The 20417-nt window shown below is 60.0% G+C and carries 18 protein-coding genes; 6 read left to right on the top strand and 12 right to left on the bottom strand.

Annotation, left to right across the window (positions count from 1 at the left end):
• Positions 1 to 2 precede the first annotated feature (2 nt).
• From VL003_RS09305 to VL003_RS09285, 5 genes are all read left to right on the top strand, one after another.
• Positions 3 to 1184 (top strand): acetyl-CoA C-acyltransferase, encoded by a 1182-nt coding sequence (locus tag VL003_RS09305; protein ID WP_325441790.1) that lies wholly within the window; start codon positions 3 to 5, stop codon positions 1182 to 1184.
• A gap of 215 nt (positions 1185 to 1399) precedes the next feature.
• Complete coding sequence (locus tag VL003_RS09300) at positions 1400 to 1861, top strand: Smg family protein (RefSeq protein WP_325441788.1); 462 nt, start codon at positions 1400 to 1402, stop codon at positions 1859 to 1861.
• A 20-nt stretch (positions 1862 to 1881) separates the two neighbouring features.
• Entirely contained in the window at positions 1882 to 2739 is an 858-nt protein-coding gene (gluQRS, locus tag VL003_RS09295) for a tRNA glutamyl-Q(34) synthetase GluQRS (RefSeq protein ID WP_325441787.1), read from the top strand.
• Between the two features lie 89 nt (positions 2740 to 2828).
• Entirely contained in the window at positions 2829 to 5495 is a 2667-nt protein-coding gene (locus VL003_RS09290) for a DNA topoisomerase III (RefSeq protein WP_325441785.1), read from the top strand.
• 8 nt (positions 5496 to 5503) lie between these two features.
• Positions 5504 to 6097, top strand: a complete 594-nt coding sequence (locus VL003_RS09285; RefSeq protein ID WP_325441783.1) for an SET domain-containing protein — start codon at positions 5504 to 5506, stop codon at positions 6095 to 6097.
• Positions 6098 to 6124: 27 nt separating this feature from the next.
• On the opposite strand, the gene VL003_RS09280 is transcribed toward VL003_RS09285, so the two are convergent.
• Together VL003_RS09280 and VL003_RS09275 are read right to left on the bottom strand one after the other, a co-directional pair.
• Positions 6125 to 7624: an AMP nucleosidase gene (locus VL003_RS09280; protein WP_325441781.1), complete on the bottom strand. Its 1500-nt coding sequence runs from the start codon at positions 7622 to 7624 to the stop codon at positions 6125 to 6127.
• Between the two features lie 23 nt (positions 7625 to 7647).
• Positions 7648 to 7932 (bottom strand): 4a-hydroxytetrahydrobiopterin dehydratase, encoded by a 285-nt coding sequence (locus VL003_RS09275; protein WP_325441779.1) that lies wholly within the window; start codon positions 7930 to 7932, stop codon positions 7648 to 7650.
• A 188-nt stretch (positions 7933 to 8120) separates the two neighbouring features.
• On the opposite strand from VL003_RS09275, the gene VL003_RS09270 reads away from it, so the two are divergent.
• A complete protein-coding gene (locus VL003_RS09270) occupies positions 8121 to 10280 on the top strand; it encodes a malate synthase G (protein WP_325441777.1) in 2160 nt (719 codons plus the stop codon).
• A 110-nt stretch (positions 10281 to 10390) separates the two neighbouring features.
• On the opposite strand, the gene VL003_RS09265 is transcribed toward VL003_RS09270, so the two are convergent.
• The 10 genes from VL003_RS09265 to VL003_RS09220 all read right to left on the bottom strand — a co-directional run.
• Positions 10391 to 11584: an acetylornithine transaminase gene (locus tag VL003_RS09265; RefSeq protein ID WP_325441775.1), complete on the bottom strand. Its 1194-nt coding sequence runs from the start codon at positions 11582 to 11584 to the stop codon at positions 10391 to 10393.
• A 57-nt stretch (positions 11585 to 11641) separates the two neighbouring features.
• The gene (locus VL003_RS09260; protein WP_325441821.1) at positions 11642 to 12523 is read right to left on the bottom strand and encodes an EamA family transporter; all 882 of its coding nucleotides are present in this window, start codon (positions 12521 to 12523) and stop codon (positions 11642 to 11644) included.
• On the bottom strand, positions 12523 to 14187 hold the full coding sequence (locus VL003_RS09255; protein ID WP_325441773.1) for a TRAP transporter large permease: 1665 nt from the start codon (positions 14185 to 14187) through the stop codon (positions 12523 to 12525). The genes VL003_RS09260 and VL003_RS09255 overlap by 1 nt, the downstream gene beginning before the upstream one ends.
• Positions 14188 to 14190: 3 nt before the next feature.
• A complete protein-coding gene (locus VL003_RS09250) occupies positions 14191 to 14805 on the bottom strand; it encodes a TRAP transporter small permease subunit (RefSeq protein WP_325441771.1) in 615 nt (204 codons plus the stop codon).
• Positions 14806 to 14883: 78 nt separating this feature from the next.
• Positions 14884 to 15654, bottom strand: a complete 771-nt coding sequence (locus VL003_RS09245) for an ABC transporter permease (protein ID WP_325441769.1) — start codon at positions 15652 to 15654, stop codon at positions 14884 to 14886.
• Positions 15651 to 16430: an ABC transporter ATP-binding protein gene (locus VL003_RS09240; RefSeq protein WP_325441767.1), complete on the bottom strand. Its 780-nt coding sequence runs from the start codon at positions 16428 to 16430 to the stop codon at positions 15651 to 15653. Before VL003_RS09240 ends, VL003_RS09245 begins: the two co-directional genes overlap by 4 nt.
• A complete protein-coding gene (locus VL003_RS09235; RefSeq protein ID WP_325441765.1) occupies positions 16427 to 17455 on the bottom strand; it encodes an ABC transporter substrate-binding protein in 1029 nt (342 codons plus the stop codon). Before VL003_RS09235 ends, VL003_RS09240 begins: the two co-directional genes overlap by 4 nt.
• A gap of 46 nt (positions 17456 to 17501) precedes the next feature.
• On the bottom strand, positions 17502 to 18719 hold the full coding sequence (locus VL003_RS09230) for a xanthine dehydrogenase family Fe-S subunit (protein WP_325441763.1): 1218 nt from the start codon (positions 18717 to 18719) through the stop codon (positions 17502 to 17504).
• Between the two features lie 10 nt (positions 18720 to 18729).
• Complete coding sequence (locus VL003_RS09225) at positions 18730 to 19560, bottom strand: FAD binding domain-containing protein (protein ID WP_325441761.1); 831 nt, start codon at positions 19558 to 19560, stop codon at positions 18730 to 18732.
• Between the two features lie 4 nt (positions 19561 to 19564).
• Positions 19565 to 20417, bottom strand: an 853-nt coding sequence (locus VL003_RS09220; RefSeq protein WP_325441759.1) for a xanthine dehydrogenase family protein molybdopterin-binding subunit, incomplete at its 5' end; no start/stop codon positions are given.

Genomic DNA, 20417 nt, shown 5'->3' with positions numbered 1-20417 from the left:
TCATGTCGGATCCCATCGTACTTGTTTCCATCGCACGCACCCCTATGGGCGGAATGATGGGCAGCCTGTCCAGCCTTGCCGCTCACGAGCTGGGCTCAATTGCCATCAAGGCGGCTGTCGAGCGCGCCGGCGTTGCCGCCGATGCCATTGACGAAGTCATTATGGGCAACGTGCTGCAGGCCGGCCAAGGCCAGGCGCCCGCGCGTCAGGCGGCACTGGGCGCCGGTTTGCCGCAAGGCGTGGGCTGCACCACCATTCACAAAGTGTGCGGCTCGGGCATGAAAGCCGCCATGTTCGCCCACGACCTGCTCAAGGCTGAGAGCGCCGAAGTCATTGTTGCAGGCGGCCAGGAAAGCATGAGTAACGCCCCATATCTGCTGCTGCGCGGCCGCCAGGGATACCGCTACGGCCATTCCACCGTGTACGACCACATGGCGCTGGACGGCCTGGAAGACGCCTATCAGCGCGGTACCGCCATGGGCGTGTTCGCCGAAAGCTGCGCCGGCAAGTACAGCTTTACCCGCGAGCAACAAGACGCCTTCTCGCTTGAGTCGCTGCGCCGTGCTCGCGCCGCCACCGAAGACGGCAGCTTCAAATGGGAAATCGCCCCCGTAACCGTGGCGGGCCGCAAGGGCGACACGGTCATCGATACCGACGAAAGCCCCACCAAGGCCATGCCCGAAAAAATCCCTACCCTGAAGCCCGCCTTCAAGAAAGACGGCACGGTTACCGCAGCCAACTCATCGTCCATTTCAGACGGTGCAGCCGCCATGGTGCTGATGCGCGAATCCACCGCCAAGCGATTGGGTGTCACCCCCCTGGCACGCATCGTCGCCCAGGCCCAACATTCGCAAGAGCCCGAGTGGTTCACCACCGCACCGGTAGGCGCCATGCAAAAACTGCTGGCCAAGGCCGGCTGGAAAACCAGCGACGTCGACCTGTACGAAATCAACGAGGCCTTTGCCGTGGTAACCATGGCGGCCATGCATGACCTCAAGCTCGATCATGCCAAGGTCAACATCCACGGCGGGGCCACGGCTCTGGGCCACCCCATCGGTGCCTCGGGCGCGCGTCTGCTGGCCACCCTAGTGGGCGGGCTGCGCAAAACCGGCGGTAAAAAAGGTGTGGCCTCGCTATGTATCGGCGGCGGCGAAGCAGTGGCCATGGCCATTGAAATGGTCTGACCCCAGCGGCACCGGCCCGCTCACCCGGGCCAAAACCCCGGGCGTCAAATGCCGGTAAAATAGGGTATCGAACGGGCCTGCCGCGTTGCGGCAGGCCCGTTGTAATTCAGACAAACACAAGTTGCCTGCCCCAAAAATTCAGCGTACAGTCAATATAGACTTTACCGGCTAATCCATCCGTTCACGGATACTGTAAAGGGCAATACGAAACGCTTATGTTCGATATTCTCGTCTACCTTTTCGAAAACTATTACACCCCTCAATCGTGCCCCGATGCAGACACCCTGGCCCATAAGTTGGCCGCCGTCGGCTTCGAGCACGAAGACATCGACGAAGCGTTGGGCTGGCTGTACGGCCTGGCCCAAACCACCGAGCAATGCGTGCAACTGGCGCACGCCCCCCAGGGCGGCAGTGCGCGCATCTACACCGACATCGAATACCAATCGCTGGGTACCGAAGCCATCGGTTTCATCAGCTTCCTCGAAGCCTCGGGCGCCCTGCCCGCTGCACTGCGCGAGATCCTCATCGATCGTGCGCTTGCCGCCGACGAATCACCCGTACCCCTGGAAAAAATCAAGATCATCGCCCTCATGGTGCTCTGGAGCCAGGAAGCCGAGGTCGACCACCTGGTCCTCGAAGAGCTGCTTACCGACGACCGCAAGCGCCTGTTCCATTAAGCCTGTCTGGCTAGCGTGCAATGGCACAGGCCAAGACACTGGCGGGCTATATCGGGCGCTTCGCGCCCAGCCCCAGCGGCCCCTTGCACGAAGGCTCGCTGGCGACTGCAATGGCCGGCTACCTGGATGCACGCGCACATGGCGGGCAATGGCTGTTGCGTATCGAAGACATCGACGCACCCCGCACGCAAGCCGGCGCCGACCGTATCATCATGCAACAATTGCAAGCGCTGGACATGCACTGGGATGCTCCACCCATCTGGCAATCCCGGCGCCTGGCGCGCTACCAGGCCGTTTTCAAGCAGCTGCAGGGGCGAAACCTGGTTTACGGCTGCGCATGTACGCGTCGCGAACTTGGTCAGGGCCCATACAAGGGCACCTGCCGCTCCGGAATCGGCCACGGCCGGCCGCTGCGGGCCTGGCGCCTGCTGGTACCCGACGGTATCACACAGTTCCACGACCGCTGGTTTGGCCCCCAGCAGCAAGATGTGACGGCCGAAGTGGGCGATTTCATCATCAGGCGCGCCGACGGCCTGTGGGCCTACCAGTTTGTGGTGGTGATCGACGACGCCGACCAGGCGGTGACCGACATTGTTCGCGGTGCCGATCTGCTGGACTCGACCGCACGCCAGCAAGTGCTGGCCGGCATTCTTGGCGTACGCACACCGCGTGTCATGCATGTGCCTCTGGTGGTGGATGAAACCGGTCACAAGCTGTCGAAACAAAATCATGCACCACCACTGGACAGCGCCGATGCGGTGTCCAGCCTGAAGAAATCGTGGCGGCACCTGGGCTTTGACCCATTGCCGGCCGCCCGTACCGTCAAGCAATTCTGGTCCGAAGCCATACCGCGTTGGGCCGCGCGCTTCAACATTTGATATATTGAGCCACTGTTTTATATTGGCAAGCTTGCGCTAGGCCTTTATCCCCCCGTATCATCCGCGCTAAAGCTGCGGCCTGGAACACCATGACTAAATCGTTGATCATTGCCGAGAAACCCTCGGTCGCCCTAGATATTTCCCGCGCCCTTGGGGGGTTTACGCGCGAGGGCGACTATTTTGAAAGCGATCAGTACGTGCTTGCTTCCAGCGTGGGGCACCTGCTTACGCTGGTCGCACCCAACGACCCGGTGCGCGGCAAATGGAGCTTCAACCACCTGCCCGTTATTCCACCGCAGTTCGAGCTGGGGCCTACCGACAAAAAATCAGCCGAGCGCCTGAAACTGCTGGTCAAACTGCTTAAGCGCAAAGATGTTGACAGCGTCATCAACGCTTGCGACGCGGGCCGCGAGGGCGAGCTTATCTTTCGCTACATCGTTCAGTATTCAGGCGTAAAAAAGCCCATTCAGCGCCTGTGGCTGCGTTCCATGACGCAAACGGCCATACGCGAAGCCTTCGCCTCGCTGCGCGACGACGACGACCTTAAGCCGCTTGAAGCGGCCGCGCGCTCTCGCGCCGAAGCCGACTGGCTGGTGGGCATCAATGGCACACGCGCCATGACAGCCTTTAACAGTAAAGACGGCGGCTTCTTTAAAACGCCGGTAGGCCGCGTGCAAACGCCCACCCTGGCCATCGTGGCCGAGCGCGAAGAGCGCATCCGCAGTTTCGTCCCGCGCGACTACTGGGAAGTACACGGCAACTTCGTTGCCGCAGCCGGGTTTTACACCGGTCGTTGGTTCGACCCAAAGTTCAAGAAAACGGAAGACGCCGAGCAGCGAGATTCGCGCTTGTGGTCGCAAGCGGCTGCCCAAAGCATTGTGGCCGCATGCCGGGACAAACCCGGCACGGTTACCGAAGAATCAAAGCCCTCAACGCAGATGTCGCCGGCGCTATTCGACCTGACATCGCTACAACGCGAAGCCAACTCGCGCTTTGGGTTCTCGGCCAAGACCACCCTGGCATTGGCCCAGACACTGTACGAACGACACAAGGCACTGACCTACCCGCGTACCGATTCACGCTATCTGCCCGAAGACTACATTTCTACCGTTCAAAACACGGTACAGGCGTTGGCTGAAGCGGGCTCGGCGGCGGCCGCCAGTGTTCGGCCGTTCGCCGGGCAACTGCTCAAGGCAGACCGCATCAAGCCCAACAAGCGCATCTTCGATGACAAGAAGGTGTCCGATCACTTCGCCATTATTCCCACCTTGCAGGTACCGCGCGAACTCAGCGATGCCGAAGGAAAAATCTACGAGCTTATTGCCCGGCGCTTTCTGGCGGTGTTCTTTCCGGCGGCCGAGTTTCGCGTCACCACCCGCATTACCGAGGTTTCGGGCCATCACTTCAAAACCGAAGGCAAGGTGCTGGTCTCGCCCGGCTGGCTGGCCATCTACGGCCGCGAGTCACAAGGCGACGACACCACGCTCGTCGCCGTGGCCGACGGCGAAACCGTGCACACCGAAGACATCGAGGCCAAAGGCCTGACCACCAAGCCGCCGGCGCGATACACCGAAGCCACACTGCTGTCGGCCATGGAAGGCGCCGGCAAGCTCGTCGACGACGAAGCCTTGCGCGAAGCCATGTCCGAGCGTGGCCTGGGCACACCGGCCACACGCGCAGCCATTATCGAGGGTCTGCTCAACGAAGGTTACCTGCGTCGCGAAGGACGCGAGCTGATACCCAGCGCCAAGGCGCGTCAGCTCATGACTTTGCTTTCGGGCCTGGGCGTCAATGAACTGACCTCGCCCGAACTGACCGGCGAATGGGAGCATCAGCTCAAGCAGATCGAGCAACGCGAGCTCGACCGCGAGACCTTCATGCGCGACATTGCGCAAATGACACAGATCATCGTAAAGCGCGCTAAAGAATACGAGCGCGACACCGTTCCGGGCGACTACGCCACACTGCAAACCCCTTGCCCCAAATGCGGGGGCGTGGTCAAGGAAAACTACCGCCGCTACGCCTGCACGCAGTGTGATTTTTCCATTGGCAAGCACCCCGGCGGGCGCACATTCGAGATCCCCGAAGTCGAGTCGCTGCTTCAAGAGCGCACACTGGGGCCGCTTACCGGCTTCATCAGCAAAATGGGGCGGCCGTTTTCGGCGCTGCTTCGGATTACCGACGAATATAAGCTCGAGTTCGACTTTGGCCAAAACGACGACGACAATGCCGAACCAGTCGACTTCTCGGCACAGACGTCGTTGGGCAATTGCCCCAAATGCGGCAGCCGCGTCTTTGAGCACGGCATGAACTACGTCTGCGAAAAATCGGTCGGGCCTGAAAAATCCTGTGATTTCCGCACAGGCAAGATCATTCTGCGCCAAGAGATCTCGCCCGAGCAGGTCAGCAAGCTGCTGACCGATGGCAAGACCGATCTGCTCGATGGCTTTATCTCCAGCCGTACCAACCGCAAGTTCAAAGCCTTTTTGGTCAAGGGCGCCGACGGAAAGGTCAGTTTCGAGTTCGAACCCCGGCCCGAGAAAGCCGGCAAGAAAACGGCCAAGAAAGCAACTTCTAAAGCCGCTGCCAAAAAGACCGTAAGCAAAACGGCCGCCAAGGCCGCCAAAAAAGCGACCAAAACCGCGGCCAAGAAAAGCGCTGCAAAGAAGGCGGCAAGTAAATCGGCAGCCAAAAAAGCGGCTGCCGAGCCAGTACAAGCACCGCCCGACGACCTTGATTCCGACCCCCCGTTCTGACCCTAAGCATGAGCACAAAGAATCAGCCCTGGCATATCGTGCAACGCTCACCGCTGCACGGCAACGGTGTGTTTGCCGCGCGTGACATACCCGCCGGCACCCGCATCATCGAGTATATCGGTGCGCGGATCACGCCTGAACAAGCCGACGAGCGGCATCCGGTCAACCCCGACGACCCCTTTCATACGTTTTATTTTTCGTTAAGCAGCGGTAAGGTGATAGACGGCGGCAAGGGGGGCAACGACGCGCGCTGGATCAATCACTCGTGCGACCCCAACTGCGAAACCGAAGAAAACGCCGCCGGTACCCGGGTCTATGTCATGGCGCTTCGCGACATCGCCCAGGGCGAAGAGCTGTTCTACGACTACGGCCTGGTCATGGACGGTAAAATCACCAAAAAACTGCAGGCTCAATATGGCTGCCTTTGCGGCAGCGATAATTGCCGGGGAACCATGCTGGCGCTGCCCGAGCCTGACGCCCAAGCCCCCGCCGATACCGACACAACAAGCCGGCAACTGGCAAAGCTGCGCAAAAAGCACAAGAAACTCAAAAAACGGGTGTGCAAGCTGGAAGAAAAAGTAAGCCGGCTGCTCGAGCTCTAAGCGCGCCGGCACCCGGTGCCGGCGGCGCTACTGAAAGGCCGTTTCCAGAAAGCTGCGCAACTTGCGTGAATGCAGCCGGGCCGATGGCATTTCACGCAGGCTTTCAAGCGCTCGAATACCAATGTGTAAATGCTGCGACACCTGGCGGCGATAAAAATCGCTGGCCATGCCGGGCAGTTTCAGCTCGCCATGCAGGGGCTTGTCAGAGACGCACAGCAAGGTTCCATACGGCACCCGGAAGCGAAAACCGTTAGCTGCGATAGTGGCCGACTCCATATCAAGTGCGATCGCGCGCGATTGCGACAGGCTTTTGACCGGCCCGTCATGGTCGCGAAGCTCCCAGTTGCGGTTGTCGATGCTGGCGACCGTACCGGTACGCATGATGCGCTTGAGCTCCCAGCCCGAAAGCCCCGAGACCTCGGCCACGGCCTGTTCAAGCGCCACTTGTATCTCGGCCAGAGGTGGCACGGGCACCCACACCGGCAAGTCTTCGTCGAGCACGTGATCCTGACGCACATAGCCATGGGCCAGAACATAATCACCCAACCTTTGCGTGGTGCGCAGGCCTGCGCAATGGCCCAGCATCAGCCAGGCCGAGGGACGCAGCACGGCCACGTGGTCGGTGATGGTTTTGGCGTTGGAAGGCCCAACGCCTATATTGATCAAGGTGATGCCGGTGTGATTCTCGCGCATCAGGTGATACGAAGGCATTTGCGGCATGCGACTTAACGCCGGCCCGCCCGGTTTGCCTGCCGCGCCTTTTTCGGTGATGACATTGCCCGGCTCCACCAGCGCGGTATACCCGCCTTCGCCCCGGGCAAGCTGATCGCGCGCCCACTGACAAAATTCATCGATGTAAAACTGGTAATTGGTGAACAGGACGAAATTTTGAAAATACCGGGGCGCGGTCGCGGTGTAGTGCTGCAGGCGATGCAAGGAATAATCGACGCGCGGCGCGGTAAACGGCGCCAGCGGCTCGGGTTCGCCGTGACGCCCCTGCCAGGTGCCGTTAACAATGGCGTCGTCGGTTATTTTAAGGTTGGGCACATCGAAATGATCGCGCAAGACATTGCCCAGATCAGTCGTATGATCCGCATCCACGTACTCGCCTTCGTTGAAGGCAAAATGCAGGGGTATGGGCGTATCAGACTCGCCGATTTCCACGGGCACACCATGGTTCTCGAGCAGCAGGCCGATCTGCTCTTTTAAATAACTGGCAAACAGACGCGGTTGGGTAACGGTTGTGATGTAGGTGCCGGGCTCAACCACGTGCCCGTATGACAAGCGACTGTCGACCTCTTGGTAGGTGCTTACCTTGATGCGCACCGCCGGGTAGCACGCCCTGACACGCTGGCCCGGAACCACCCGCCCGTGCGCGTAGTCGTCGAACGCCTGTCTGATAAACGCGGTGTTTCGCTCGTATATTTCGACCAGGCACTCAACCGCCTGGTCGGCGTCGCGAAAGCCCCTGAACGGCTTGAAGAGGGGGGTTAACGTAGGGCCTAAAAATCCGACGGATTCGGACATGCTTGCTCCGACATGCCTGCCACTCAGGCGAGTTGATCCATAAACGAAGCCAGGGCGACGTCGCGTTCAGTCACGCCGTTGACATCGTGAGTCGTCAGGGTGACCTCTACCCGATTGTAGACGTTCGACCATTCAGGGTGATGGTCGAGTTTCTCGGCCTGCAACGCCACGCAGGTCATGAACCCGAAGGCCTCGTTGAAGTTCTTGAACACATAGGTTTTTTGCAGGGCGTCTCGGCCTTTGGCAGCCGTCCACCCCTCCAGCAACAGTAATGCCGATGCTGCGCCGACACGTTGTACACGTTTCATGACGCCTGCTCCTTCGAATGATCTTGGCAGTTAAGTGCAGTAAAGAGGAATAATTACATCAAAAAAAGTATAAAGTCCTTTAACCGGGTGGCAGTTGAGCCCGCCAAGCCGGCAGTTCATACTACCGCTAAACATCGTAACGGAACACTGTTGCCGTCACATGAACCCCCTCTTTTCCGGAGCCACACATGACCCACCGAACGCGTTGCGAGCGACTACAGGTAGCCACCGAACTCTACGACTTCATCCAGAACGAGGCCCTGCCCGGCACCGGTCTTGATTCCACCGCGTTCTGGTCGGGCTTTGACGAGCTCATGCACGAGCTCGCGCCCAGAAACCGCGCCTTGCTGGCCGAACGCGATCGCCTCCAAACCGAAATCGACGATTGGCACCGCAAGAATCCGGGGCCCGTCAAAGATGCGGCAGGCTATCAGGCGTTTCTGCGCAAAATCGGGTATTTGCAAGACGCGCCGGCCAGCGTCACGGTTCGCGCCGAACACCTCGACGTCGAGTTTACCCAGCAGGCGGGGCCACAGCTTGTCGTGCCCATTACCAACGCACGATATGCGTTGAACGCAGCCAACGCCCGTTGGGGCAGCTTGTACGACGCGCTGTATGGTACCGACGCCATCTCCGAAGCGGACGGCGCCACACGCGCGGGCGGGTACAACCCGGCGCGAGGCGCCAAAGTCATTGAATACGCTCGCCGCTTTCTCGATCAAACCATCCCGTTGGCACAAGGTTCGCACAGCGAGGCAAACAGCTATCAGGTCATAGACGGAAAGCTGCAGGTACAGCTCTCGGGCGGCGACTCGACCGGCCTGACCGACCCAAGCCTGCTGCTGGGCTACCGTGGCCGGCCCGAAGCGCCCGAGGCGCTGGTGTTTCGCCATCACGGTCTGCACTTCGAGATCCAGATCGACAAGAACCACCCCATCGGCAACCAGGACAACGCAGGCATCAAAGATATTGTCCTTGAAGCGGCATTAACCACCATCATGGACTGCGAAGACTCGGTCGCCACGGTCGATGCCCAGGACAAGGTGCTGGCGTACCGCAACTGGCTGGGCCTGATGCAAGGCACGCTTTCCGAAGAGATCAGCAAGGATGGAAAAAGCTTTACTCGTTCGCTTAACCCCGATCGGCCCTACACCGACCTGAACGGCCAAAAGCAAACCCTGCCGTCGCGCTCGCTCATGCTTATTCGTAACGTCGGCCACCTGATGACCAACCCCGCGGTGCTCGACGAGCACGGCGATGAAACCCCCGAAGGTATTGTCGACGCCGTGGTCACCTCACTGGCGGCCATGCACGACCTTAAACGTAAAGGCAACTCGCGCACGGGCTCCATCTATATCGTCAAGCCGAAAATGCACGGCCCGGCCGAGGTGGCCTTTGCCACCGAGCTATTTGCGCGCGTTGAAAAGCTGCTGGGCCTAGCCCCCAACACGCTCAAAATGGGCATCATGGACGAAGAGCGCCGCACCAGCGTCAATCTCAAGGCCTGCATCGCCCAGGCCATCGAGCGGGTGGCGTTCATCAATACCGGTTTTCTCGACCGCACCGGCGACGAGATCCACACCTCAATGCAAGCCGGCCCCATGGTACGCAAGGGCGACATGAAGCGCAGTGTCTGGATAGACGCCTACGAGCGCAATAACGTCCAGACCGGGCTTGAGTGCGGCTTGCGGGGTCGCGCCCAGATCGGCAAGGGCATGTGGGCCATGCCCGACCTCATGGCCGACATGCTCGAGCAAAAAATTGGTCACCTCAAGGCCGGAGGCAACACCGCGTGGGTACCTTCGCCCACTGCGGCCACCTTGCACGCCCTGCACTACCATCAGGTAGACGTACAAGAGATTCAGCGCGGCATGGAAGGCAAGAACGAGCCGTTGCTTGAAAAGATTCTGACCATACCTGTTGCCGGCGACACCAACTGGTCGGCCCGCGAAATTCAACAAGAGCTCGACAACAACGCGCAGGGCATACTGGGCTATGTCGTGCGCTGGGTCGACCAAGGCGTGGGGTGCTCCAAGGTTCCCGACATTCACGACATCGGGCTTATGGAAGACCGCGCCACCTTGCGCATTTCCAGCCAGCATATGGCCAACTGGCTCTACCACGGCATTGTCACGCGCGAACAGGTTCAGCAAACCCTTGAACGCATGGCGGCCGTGGTCGACAAGCAAAACCAGGGCGACCCGTTGTACCAGCCCATGGCCCAGAACTTCGAAGCCTCGGTGGCGTTCAAGGCGGCCTGCGACCTGGTCTTTAAAGGCATCGATCAACCCAACGGCTACACCGAGCCGTTGCTGCATCATTGGCGTCAAGTGGCCAAAGCACGTTAACCCACAGACCACAAAACCGCCAGGCCGCCGTTAACGTTCACGCATACGGCGGCCTGCTCGGTTTTAATCCGGCCTCAATAAAATGGGGCGCTTTGCGCCCCGCTTGCGGATCAGGCCGAACGCACCTGCCCAATCACTTCGTCCAGCCACAACAACATCAGGTCGATTTCATCGGCGGTGGTGTTCAGCGCCGGCATGAAGCGCAGCACGTCGGGACGGGGCGAGTTCAACAGCAGGCCCTGTGGGTTGCGGTTACGTGCGGCGTCGACAATGGCTGCGCCGTCGTCACGGTCCATAAGCAAGGCGCGCAACATGCCCACGCCGCGCTCGCCTTTCATGCCCCACTTCGACGACAAGGCCAGCAGGCCGGTCGACAGTTGCAGCGAGCGCTCGTTGACGGAATCAAGAAAGCCCGGCGCATTGATGACGTCAAACACCGCAATGCCGGCGGCCGTCATAAGGGGGTTGCCGTTGTATGTGCCACCCTGGTCGCCATGCTGGAACACGCTGACCTCTTCGCGCGCGCAAAGGGCCGCCAGCGGCACCCCGCCACCAATGCCCTTGGCCAGAGTCATGATGTCGGGCTCGATCTCCGAATGTTGATAGGCGAACATTTTGCCGGTACGACCGATACCGGTCTGAACCTCGTCGACAATCAACAGCAGCCCGTGCTGCTTGGTCAGCTCGCGCAGCCCCTGCATAAATTCGGTGGTGGCCGGCAAGACCCCTGCCTCGCCCTGCACAGGCTCAAGCATGACCGCTACGGTCTGGTCATCGATAAGCGCCTTGACCGAGTCAAGGTCATTGAGAACCGCCTTGGGAAAGCCTTCGACCTGTGGCGCATACAGGGTGTCCCAGCCAGGCTTGCCGGACGCCGACATGGTGGCCAGGGTACGCCCATGAAAGGCGTTTTGAAAGGTAATGATTTTGTAAGCGCCGTTGCGCTTGAGCCGGCCCCATTTGCGCGCCAGCTTGATGGCGCCTTCGTTGGCCTCGGCACCGCTGTTGGCGAAAAATATGCGGTCAAAGCACGAGGCGGCCACAAGGCGCTTGGCCAGATCCATGGAGGGCTGGTTATAAAACGCCGCCGACGGGTTGATAAGCAGTTTGGCCTGCGCGGTAATGGCATCGACCAGAGGCGCGGGGCAGTGCCCCAGGCAGGTTACCGCCCAGCCTTGCATCATATCCAGATAGCGCTTGCCGTTATGGTCTTCAAGCCACGAGCCCTCGCCTCGTACAAACACGAGCTCCGGCCGAGCCGTAATTTCCATAAGCGCGTCAACGCCCGACTGATCGAATTTCATGATTGCTCCGAAGGCCCTTACCTAATTACGGAAGGGCGACAAGATAAAGCCACGATTTTAGCGTAAGGTGCGCAGCAGGTTCAGCACACGCGAACCCATCAGGTTGATCGCCAGCCCCGTCATCACAATAAGCCCCCCGAACCATTGCAGCAGATGCATGCGTTCGCCCAGCAACACAGCGGCGGAAAGCAGCCCCACGATCGGCACGAGCAAGCTGAGCGGAGCCACCTTGCTGACCGGGTGCCTGCTGAGCAGGCGGCCCCATAACACATAGCCCAGAGTCGTTGCCGCCAGGGCCAGGTACAACAGCGCACCGATGCCCGCCAGGCTGATGTTTGCCAGGCTGTGCCAAATAAGCTCGGGGCCTTCGAACACCCACGACATAATGAAGAAAGGAATCGGAGGAACCAGGGCCCCCCAAACCACCAGGCTCAGCATGTCGACCTTGCCCACGGTCTTGACGATGATGTTTCCGCAGGCCCAGTTCAACGCCGCGCCCAGCGTCAGGGCGAATCCCAGCAGAGTCACGTTTCCGGCGTAGGCCCCCTGTTCGATCAGGCCCAGGCCTACCGCCGCCACCAGCATGCCCAGCACATGATGAGCCCTTACTTTCTCGCCCAGGAACAAGGCCGCGATCAGTACCGTGAAAAACGCCTGAGACTGCAGCACCAACGAAGCCAGGCCGGCCGACATGCCTACTGTCATGGCGGTGAACAGCAGGGCAAACTGCCCGAAGCTGAGCGTCATGCCAAACATGATCAGCACGCGCCACGACACAGCCGGGCGAGGCACAAAAAAAACGGCCGGTGCAACCAAAAGGAAGCGCAGACCGCCCAGGAGAAAGGGGGGGAGCTCGTCCAGCCCCCATTTGATCACGACAAAGTTGACGCCCCACGCCAAGATGATGGTCAGGGCGGCAACCCAGTCGCGAATCGGCATCACTTGAATGTCGGCATGGCGTTGTCGCTACCGTACATACCACCCGAGCCGTAGTCGCTTTGCATGTTGATCTCGACACTGGCCGGATCAACCGTGCTTGCGCCCGCCTTGTAGTGCATGACCATGCCGGGGAACGTCAGCACAAGGGCCACCATCAACAACTGGATGCAGATGAACGGCACCGACCCCCAATAGATGTCGACGGTTTTTACCTTGCCGATCATCTGACCGGTGACTTTGTCTTTGTAGTCTTCTTTCGGTGCGACCGAGCGCAGGTAGAACAGCGCAAAACCGAAAGGCGGGTGCATGAACGAGGTTTGCATGTTGACCGCCAGCAAGACCCCGAACCAGATCAGGTCAATGCCCATGGTCTCGGCCACCGGCCCCAGCAGCGGAACAATAATAAAGGCCAGCTCGAAGAAATCGAGGAAGAAGGCCATGACAAACACGAACACACTGACGATCAGCAAGAAGCCCAGCTCGCCACCGGGCAACCCGACGAGCAGATGCTCGACCCAAAGGTCGCCGTCCACGCCGCGGAAGGTCAGGGTAAAGATGGTGGAGCCCACCAGAATGAAGATGACGAAGGACGTAAGCTTGATGGTGGTGTCCATGGCCTGTTTGAGCAGGCCCAGCGACAGCCGGCGACGAACCAACGCCATGATGATTGCGCCAACCGCGCCCATGGCCCCGCCTTCGGTGGGGGTGGCAATGCCCAGGAAGATCGTGCCCAGCACCAGGAAAATCAGCACCAGCGGGGGGATCATGGCAAAGGTGACGCGTTCCGCAATCTGCGACAGCAAGCCCAGGCGCAGCACTTTATTAATCACAGCCAGCACAAAGGCGATCACGCCCCAAAGCAGCACACCAATGACAATGGCCTCGTCGATGGGGGCGCCTTCTTCAATGATCCATTCGTCAAGCAGGTACGCACCCACGACTGCAAGCAGCATCAACACCAGCAACGACCGGGTCCCATGGCTGCCGTTGGGCTCGATGAAAACACGCGCGCTGGCGGGAATGGCCGGCGCAGCCTTGGGCTTTACCAGCGACAGAACGATGATGTAGGTAATGTACAAGCCCACAAGAATGAAGCCCGGAACAATGGCGCCCCGATACATGTCGCCGATGGAACGGCCCAGCTGGTCGGCCAGCACGATGAGTACCAGCGAGGGGGGAATGATCTGGGACAAGGTACCCGAGGCCGCAATGACGCCCGACGCCAGCCGCCTGTCGTATCCGTAGCGCAGCATGATGGGCAACGAGATCAGGCCCATGGAAATTACCGAGGCCGACACCACGCCGGTGGTGGCGGCAAGCATGGTGCCCACCACCACAACGGCAATGGCCAGACCGCCGCGCATCGGGCCAAACAGCTGGCCGATGGTTTCAAGCAGCTCTTCGGCCATGCCCGAACGTTCAAGTATCAACCCCATGAAGGTGAAGAACGGAATAGCGAGCAAGGTGTCGTTGGAGATGATGCCGACGATGCGCAACGGCAAGGCCTGGAAAAGCGCCGGAGTGAAAAAGCCCAGTTCAATACCGATCAGGCCGAAGAGCAGGCCGTGCGCCGCCAGTGTAAATGCAACCGGAAACCCCAGCAGCAGAAAAATGATCAGCGTGGCGAACATTATTGGCGCCATATTCGCGATGAGAAATTCCATGATTTAACTGCCCTTCTTGGTATTTGCTTCAGCTTGGATGGCTGCTTGTCTCGCGATCTCCTCGGCCAGCAGCTCTTCGGACGACTTGGTCTGGAGTTTCTGCAGGGGGTTGGGGCACAGGCCCTTCAGGAACCCGATGCATTTGATCAAATGCGAAACGCCCGCCAGCAACAGTAAGCCAAAGCCCACTGGCACCATGAGCTTGACCGGCCAGCGTATGAGCCCACCCGAATTGGATGACATCTCGCCCGTTACGTACGAGTCAACGAACATGGGAATCGCCATCCAGAATATGAATGCGCAAATGGGAAGCAAAAATAACAAGACGCCAAAGATCTCGATCTTGACCTGCGTGCGTTCTGTAAACTTGGTGGCCAGGACGTCGACGCGCACGTGCTCGTTATGCAGCAGTGTGTAGCCGGCCGCCAACAAGAAAATGGCGCCGAACAAATACCACTGAACCTCGAGCCAGGCGTTCGAGCTTATGTGGAAGGCCTTGCGGCTGACGGCGTTGGTCGCGCTAATGACGACCACCACCAGTATCAGCCACGACACCGTTCTGCCGACCACGCGGCTAAGCGCGTCGATCGCGCACGATAAAGCAAGCAAGCTGCGCATGAGTTCCCCTTAATAGCGCACAAAAACATCAGGCGACGGGCCCTCTTGAGGCCCGTGCCTTTCCGGTTGAATCAAACGTCAATCGCTGTGGATCAGTCTCCAGGGCGTGGCCTTGCGCTCGAACCAGGCAAGCAGGCCATACAAGGCCAAACCCATTACTGCCAGAATGAACAGCGCAGCAAACACCCGAACCGTATCGAACGTACCCTGAGCGCTCATGATGATATAGCCCAGACCTCGCTGCGAAGAAACGAATTCGCCCACAATGGCACCCACCAAGGCCAGGGACATGGCGACCTTCATGCCGGCCACAATAGAGGGCAGGGCACAAGGCAGCTTGACCTTGAAGAAGAAATCCCAGGCGGAACCACGCAGCACCTTGCCCAGGTCAGTGATGTCGGTAGGCACCGAACGCAAGCCGTGCACGGTGTCGACAATAATGGCAAACACGGCAATTAAAAACGCGATGGCAATTTTGGGTTCGGCGCCCGTGCCCAGCCAGACGACGAACAACGGGGCCAGGGCGACCTTGGGCACACTGTTGAACCCGATGATCAACGGGTAGACGAAGCGTTCGAATATTCGCGAACTGACCAGACAAACGGCAATGAGCACGCCGCCGATGACCGACAGAACAAATCCTGCAACCGTAGTCCACAAGGTGTACGCCGAATGGCTCAGGTACCACGGAAGGTCGTTCCAGAGCTCGACAAAAATTTGTGACGGCAGCGGCAACATGATGTCGCGCACGTTCAGCAGCCGGCAAAGTATTTCCCAGATGATGAACACCACGATCAGCGACAAGCTTCCCGCGGTGCCCATGCCCATATTATTGAGAGCCGCTTTCATGCGCCCTCCTTGATCATGCCCATGTCTTCGAACAAGCCGCGAATGTGGGCGGTGTAACGGCCAAACTCGGGGGTTTCACGCACCGACAGCGGTCGGGGCCGTGGCAGGTCGATGTTGATGGTCTCGATCAGGCGACCCGGACGCGGCGAAAACACCATGACAACGTCGCCCAAGTAAACGGCTTCAGAAATACCATGCGTAACGAACAGCACCGTGTTCTTGGTTTCCATCCAGATGCGCTGCAGCTCGACGTTCATCTGGTCGCGGGTAAAGGCATCAAGCGCGCCAAAGGGTTCGTCCATGAGCAACAGGCTGGGGTCGTCGACCAGCGCACGGCAAATAGCCGCGCGCTGGCGCATGCCGCCTGAAAGCTCGCGCGGGTAGCTTTGGCTGAAATCGCCAAGCCCGACCAGATCAAGCAGATGGTCGACTTTTTTAGTGTAGTCAGCCGCACGCTTCTTGGCGAACTCGACCGGCAACAGAATATTCTTGCGAATATTGCGCCACTCGAGCAAGGCATCGCGCTGAAACACCATGCCGATGCCATCGGGTGGGCCGTTAACTGCGGCCCCATTGACCAGAAGCTCGCCGCCCGTGATGTTCTCGAGCCCGGCCACGCAACGCAAAAATGTGCTTTTGCCACAGCCACTGGGCCCCAAAATGCTTACAAAGCGCCCCGCCGGTATGTCGGCGCTGACTCCGGACAGTGCCTGGACGCCGCGAGCGCCCGGATACTGTTTGGAGACATTGGACGCATGAACTGCCGCTACGCTCATTTGGCCACCACGTTGTCGTACCGCTCGGGGTGAACCAGGTCGGTGACGTAAAAATCGGTGGCCGAGAGTTTGTCGCTGATGACATCGACGGAACGCATGGTTTTAACCGCTTCTTCCCAATCGGCGGCTACGGGTATACCGATGCGATCACCTTTGGCAGGTTTGCCAAAGTATTCGTACAAGGCGTCGATCTGGCTGCGCAAAATCTTGGCATCCAGACGCGCTTGCGGACGCTCGGCCATAATGGCCTGCACTGCTTCGTCTTGGTGGCCGTCGTAAATGTATTGCCAGGCACGCGCCGTTACGCTGGCAAAGCGCGAGATCTGGTCACCCTTGGCCTTGAGCTTTTCTTCGCTGGCAAAAATGCCGAAGCTGGGCATGTTCAGGCCATAGTCGGCAAAGGGAATGGCGCGAGAAGGCCGACGATCGGAGACAAACGCAATCACAAACGGAATCGTCGACACGACGGCATCGGCGCGATTCACGGCATAGGTGGTGACCTTGCCGGCGGCCTCAACGTTCAGCAGCTCAAGATCGCGACGTGTAATGCCGCCCTCGGCCAGGAAGGAATCGATGAAAGGAGCTTCAAGCGAGCCGGCGGTGTAAACAAGCTTCTTGCCTTTAAGGTCGGCAGGGCCCTTGATGTCGGATTCGGTAGGCACCAGAACGCCAATGTCGCTCTTGCGTGCGAACGGCGCAACAGCCTTCACGGGCAAGCCTTTGTCGCGTGCGATCATCATCGACGCGAGGCCTGCGTGACCCACGTCGAAACTGTCGCCCGACCCGACAATCTGCACCGTCGTAACAGAGCCGTTGCCGTCTTCAAGGCGGACATCCAGGCCTGCCTGTTCGTACCAGCCTTTATTCTTGGCCAGGTGGAACCCGGCGTGCACGCCCCATGGTGTCCAGTCAAGGCGAACAGCAAGCGGCTCCAGTTTTTGCTGGGCCACGGCCGAAGCAGCCATGGTGAGTGCAATGAGGCCCAGGCCGCCCTTCAGAAGGGTTTTGCCGAAAAATTTCTTCATCTTTGCTCCGTGTTTTTTATAAGGCGTTACGTGATATTGACCAACTTCAGACCTTGGCACCGAACAGGCGCCGAATGCGGTCCCAAAGAACACTCATGAACATCTTGAACGGACTGAACTCGGCTTGCCCCATAGGCTCGGCGCCTTCGGGAAGATCAAGCCGTTTGGAGACATTGCGACCAAACTCTGCGATCATGCGGCGGACAAAGTCTTGCACCAGGCCCGAACGCGAAAACTGCGCCAACGGCCCTTGCAAGGAGTAAAGCAGGTCGACTTCGACACGCGACGCCTGGTCGGAAACCGCCACGACACGATAGCTGACGTCGCCTTTGGCGCGCGACTGGCTGAGGGTGTCTTGTCCGGCGCCACGCAGCACGGCCGACATGGCGGCTTCATCGCGCTCGAGATTGGCCGCGCCCTTGAAGGCTGCGGCCATGGGGCCGAACTTGATGGCTATTTTGCCCTTGACCTCGTCACCGACTTGCTCTTCGATGACGGCGCCCGGCAGGCAGCCGGCCACTGCAGGCAGGTCGGACATGAACTCCCAGACCCGGGCGGCCGGGAACGGGACGTCGAAACCACCCTGGATGCTGGAGCCCTTGCCGGTTTTGTCGGCGGCAGCCGCAGCCGGGGCCGCCGGTGCTGCGTCGGCCGAAGCCGTAGCTGAAGCGGCAGGTTTGGCGGCAGGCCGCTGAACTGCCTTGAAGCCGGCGAAGTCTTGAGCCTGGGGCTGCTCGGGCAACGCTGCCTTGCCTTGGGCCGCCGCGCTGCGCAGCGCCTCGACCTCGTCATCGGGATGTTCGCGCAGGTCGGTCAATACTGACAGAACCGCCGCAGTAATGCCCTGATAGCCCGTGCAACGGCAGATGTTTCCGGAAAGCTCGATTCGAACGCGTTGTTCGTCGGCTTCAGGCAGACGCAGGACGATGTCGCGCGAAGTGGCCAGCATGCCCGGCGTACAGAAGCCGCACTGCAAGGCGTGCTTGGCATGAAAGGCCTCGCGCAGACGTTTCATGATGGGATCGTTGTCGTACCCTTCGATGGTGGTGACCTGCTTGCCTTCACATGCGACCGCAAAGGTAATGCAGGAACGGACCGGCTTGCCGTCGACCAGTACGGTACAAGCACCGCACACACCGTGCTCGCAACTAAGGTTGGTGCCGGTAAGACGCACTTCTTCGCGCAGGAAATCGCCCAGATGGGTACGAGGGGGAACGTCGCCCTTGACCTTGCGCCCGTTTACTTCCATTGATAATTCAGACATATGAAACCCTTTATGCACCTAGCGCCTGACGCAAGCAGCGCTCGACTACGGTGACACACAAACCACGATCCACTTCGGACTTTTCAGGCGTAATGGTTTTGACTGCGGCGTAGATGGCGTCGCGATCGATGGCCGCCGCGCCCTGTTCGGCGACGCGGGCGCCAAGTTCGTCGAGCAACTGGGGCGCGCCGTCGAGGGCGCCCACCGCAATGCGGGCCACCTGGGCCGAAGGATCGAAAAAGGCGGCACAGCTGGCTTCAGCGAACTCGCCGGTTTTTTTGCAAAACTTGTAATAGCCCCAGCGTGCGCCCGGGTTCTTTTTAGGCACGTGCAGCGCGGCGATGAGTTCGTCTGCGCCCAGTTCGGTGGTGTACGCGCCGATCATGAACTCGGGCATGTCGACCATGCGGGTGCCGTTGGGGCCGACGATTTCGACGGTCGCGCCCAGCGCGGCTGCTGCCAGGACCCAGTCGGCGGCCGGGTCGGCATGGGCCAGACTGCCGCCGACCGTACCGCGATTGCGGACGGCGCGATAGGCGATGCGCTCGGCGACGCCTTGCATCATGTGGCCGGCCAACAGCGGGAACACCCCGTCTTCAATTTCGGCGTGCGTCACCGACGCGCCGACGCGGATGCGGCCGGCGGCTTCGGTGACAGTGCGTAGTTCTTCGAGGCCCGAGACGTCGACCACCTTGGCCGGGCGCGCCAGACGCAGGTTCAACATGGGCCCCAATGACTGGCTGCCCCCCATGGCCTTGACCACGACACTGTCGTCGCCCAGAAGACCCAGTGCGTCAGTGACGCTGCTTGCGCGTTTGTAATCGAATTTAGCTGCTTTCATCTGCTTATCCTGCCGTACCTGTCGACGAGCCCTCGCCCGTATGCCGTGCCGCTTCTATGGCTGTAAGGAGACGGTGCGGTGTAAGCGGGGTTTGGGTCATTTCGACGCCCAGGCCCCGCAACGCATTGTTGACCGCGCCGAACAGAACTGCCGGTGGGGCAATGCCACCGCCCTCGCCCACACCCTTGGCGCCGAATTCGGTATGGGGCGAGGGTGTCTCGAAGTGATCGAAGCGGATGTTGGGCACTTCGGTGGGGCCGGGCATGACATAGTCGGCCAGCGTGGACGCCAGAGGCTGCCCGAACTCGTCGTAGGGTGTTTCTTCGTAGAAAGCCGTACCAATGCCCTGGGCGATACCGCCGATGCACTGGCCTTCGACGATCAGGGGGTTGACCATGACGCCGCAGTCTTCAACCACCACGTAGTCGAGGATTTCGATCTGGCCGGTTTGAGGGTCGACCGCCACCACGGCGGCCTGGCTGCAATACGTAAACGCGCCGGTGTCGACCTTGGTCTTGTAGCCGACGCTGATCTCGAGCCCGCCCGTGTGAACGTCTTTAGGCAGTAAGTGCGGCTTCAAATACCAGGCCTCTGCAATGTCGGCAATGGACACACTGGACTGGCCATGGTGGAAGCGCCCCTCGCGGAACTCGAGCGAAGCGGCATCGTCGGCCTTGAGCAGATGGGCGGCGATAATGCGCATGCGGGGGAGCAACTGCTTGCAACCGGACGCCACCGCCCCGCCCGACATGACAAGCGAGCGCGAGGCATAAGTGCCGCTGGAATACGGGGTACGGTCGGTGTCGCCGTGCACCAGCTTGATACGGGAAAACTCGATGCCCAATACATCGTGGGCG

It is taken from the genome of Pusillimonas sp., assembly GCF_035515275.1.
GTDB lineage: Bacteria > Pseudomonadota > Gammaproteobacteria > Burkholderiales > Burkholderiaceae_B > Pusillimonas.
Note: the sequence above shows the minus strand (reverse complement) of the source record. Positions and strands in the feature narration are given on the sequence as shown.

What these genes read in the sequence shown, in the direction of transcription:
- gluQRS (WP_325441787.1), top strand. Translation starts at nt 1,882, where the DNA reads ATGGCACAGGCCAAGACACTGGCGGGCTATATCGGGCGCTTCGCGCCC.
- VL003_RS09300 (WP_325441788.1), top strand. Translation starts at nt 1,400, where the DNA reads ATGTTCGATATTCTCGTCTACCTTTTCGAAAACTATTACACCCCTCAA.
- VL003_RS09270 (WP_325441777.1), top strand. Translation starts at nt 8,121, where the DNA reads ATGACCCACCGAACGCGTTGCGAGCGACTACAGGTAGCCACCGAACTC.
- VL003_RS09235 (WP_325441765.1), bottom strand. Translation starts at nt 17,455, where the DNA reads ATGAAGAAATTTTTCGGCAAAACCCTTCTGAAGGGCGGCCTGGGCCTC.
- VL003_RS09290 (WP_325441785.1), top strand. Translation starts at nt 2,829, where the DNA reads ATGACTAAATCGTTGATCATTGCCGAGAAACCCTCGGTCGCCCTAGAT.
- VL003_RS09255 (WP_325441773.1), bottom strand. Translation starts at nt 14,187, where the DNA reads ATGGAATTTCTCATCGCGAATATGGCGCCAATAATGTTCGCCACGCTG.
- VL003_RS09245 (WP_325441769.1), bottom strand. Translation starts at nt 15,654, where the DNA reads ATGAAAGCGGCTCTCAATAATATGGGCATGGGCACCGCGGGAAGCTTG.
- VL003_RS09305 (WP_325441790.1), top strand. Translation starts at nt 3, where the DNA reads ATGTCGGATCCCATCGTACTTGTTTCCATCGCACGCACCCCTATGGGC.
- VL003_RS09225 (WP_325441761.1), bottom strand. Translation starts at nt 19,560, where the DNA reads ATGAAAGCAGCTAAATTCGATTACAAACGCGCAAGCAGCGTCACTGAC.
- VL003_RS09275 (WP_325441779.1), bottom strand. Translation starts at nt 7,932, where the DNA reads ATGAAACGTGTACAACGTGTCGGCGCAGCATCGGCATTACTGTTGCTG.
- VL003_RS09260 (WP_325441821.1), bottom strand. Translation starts at nt 12,523, where the DNA reads ATGCCGATTCGCGACTGGGTTGCCGCCCTGACCATCATCTTGGCGTGG.
- VL003_RS09250 (WP_325441771.1), bottom strand. Translation starts at nt 14,805, where the DNA reads ATGCGCAGCTTGCTTGCTTTATCGTGCGCGATCGACGCGCTTAGCCGC.
- VL003_RS09230 (WP_325441763.1), bottom strand. Translation starts at nt 18,719, where the DNA reads ATGTCTGAATTATCAATGGAAGTAAACGGGCGCAAGGTCAAGGGCGAC.
- VL003_RS09280 (WP_325441781.1), bottom strand. Translation starts at nt 7,624, where the DNA reads ATGTCCGAATCCGTCGGATTTTTAGGCCCTACGTTAACCCCCCTCTTC.
- VL003_RS09240 (WP_325441767.1), bottom strand. Translation starts at nt 16,430, where the DNA reads ATGAGCGTAGCGGCAGTTCATGCGTCCAATGTCTCCAAACAGTATCCG.
- VL003_RS09285 (WP_325441783.1), top strand. Translation starts at nt 5,504, where the DNA reads ATGAGCACAAAGAATCAGCCCTGGCATATCGTGCAACGCTCACCGCTG.
- VL003_RS09265 (WP_325441775.1), bottom strand. Translation starts at nt 11,584, where the DNA reads ATGAAATTCGATCAGTCGGGCGTTGACGCGCTTATGGAAATTACGGCT.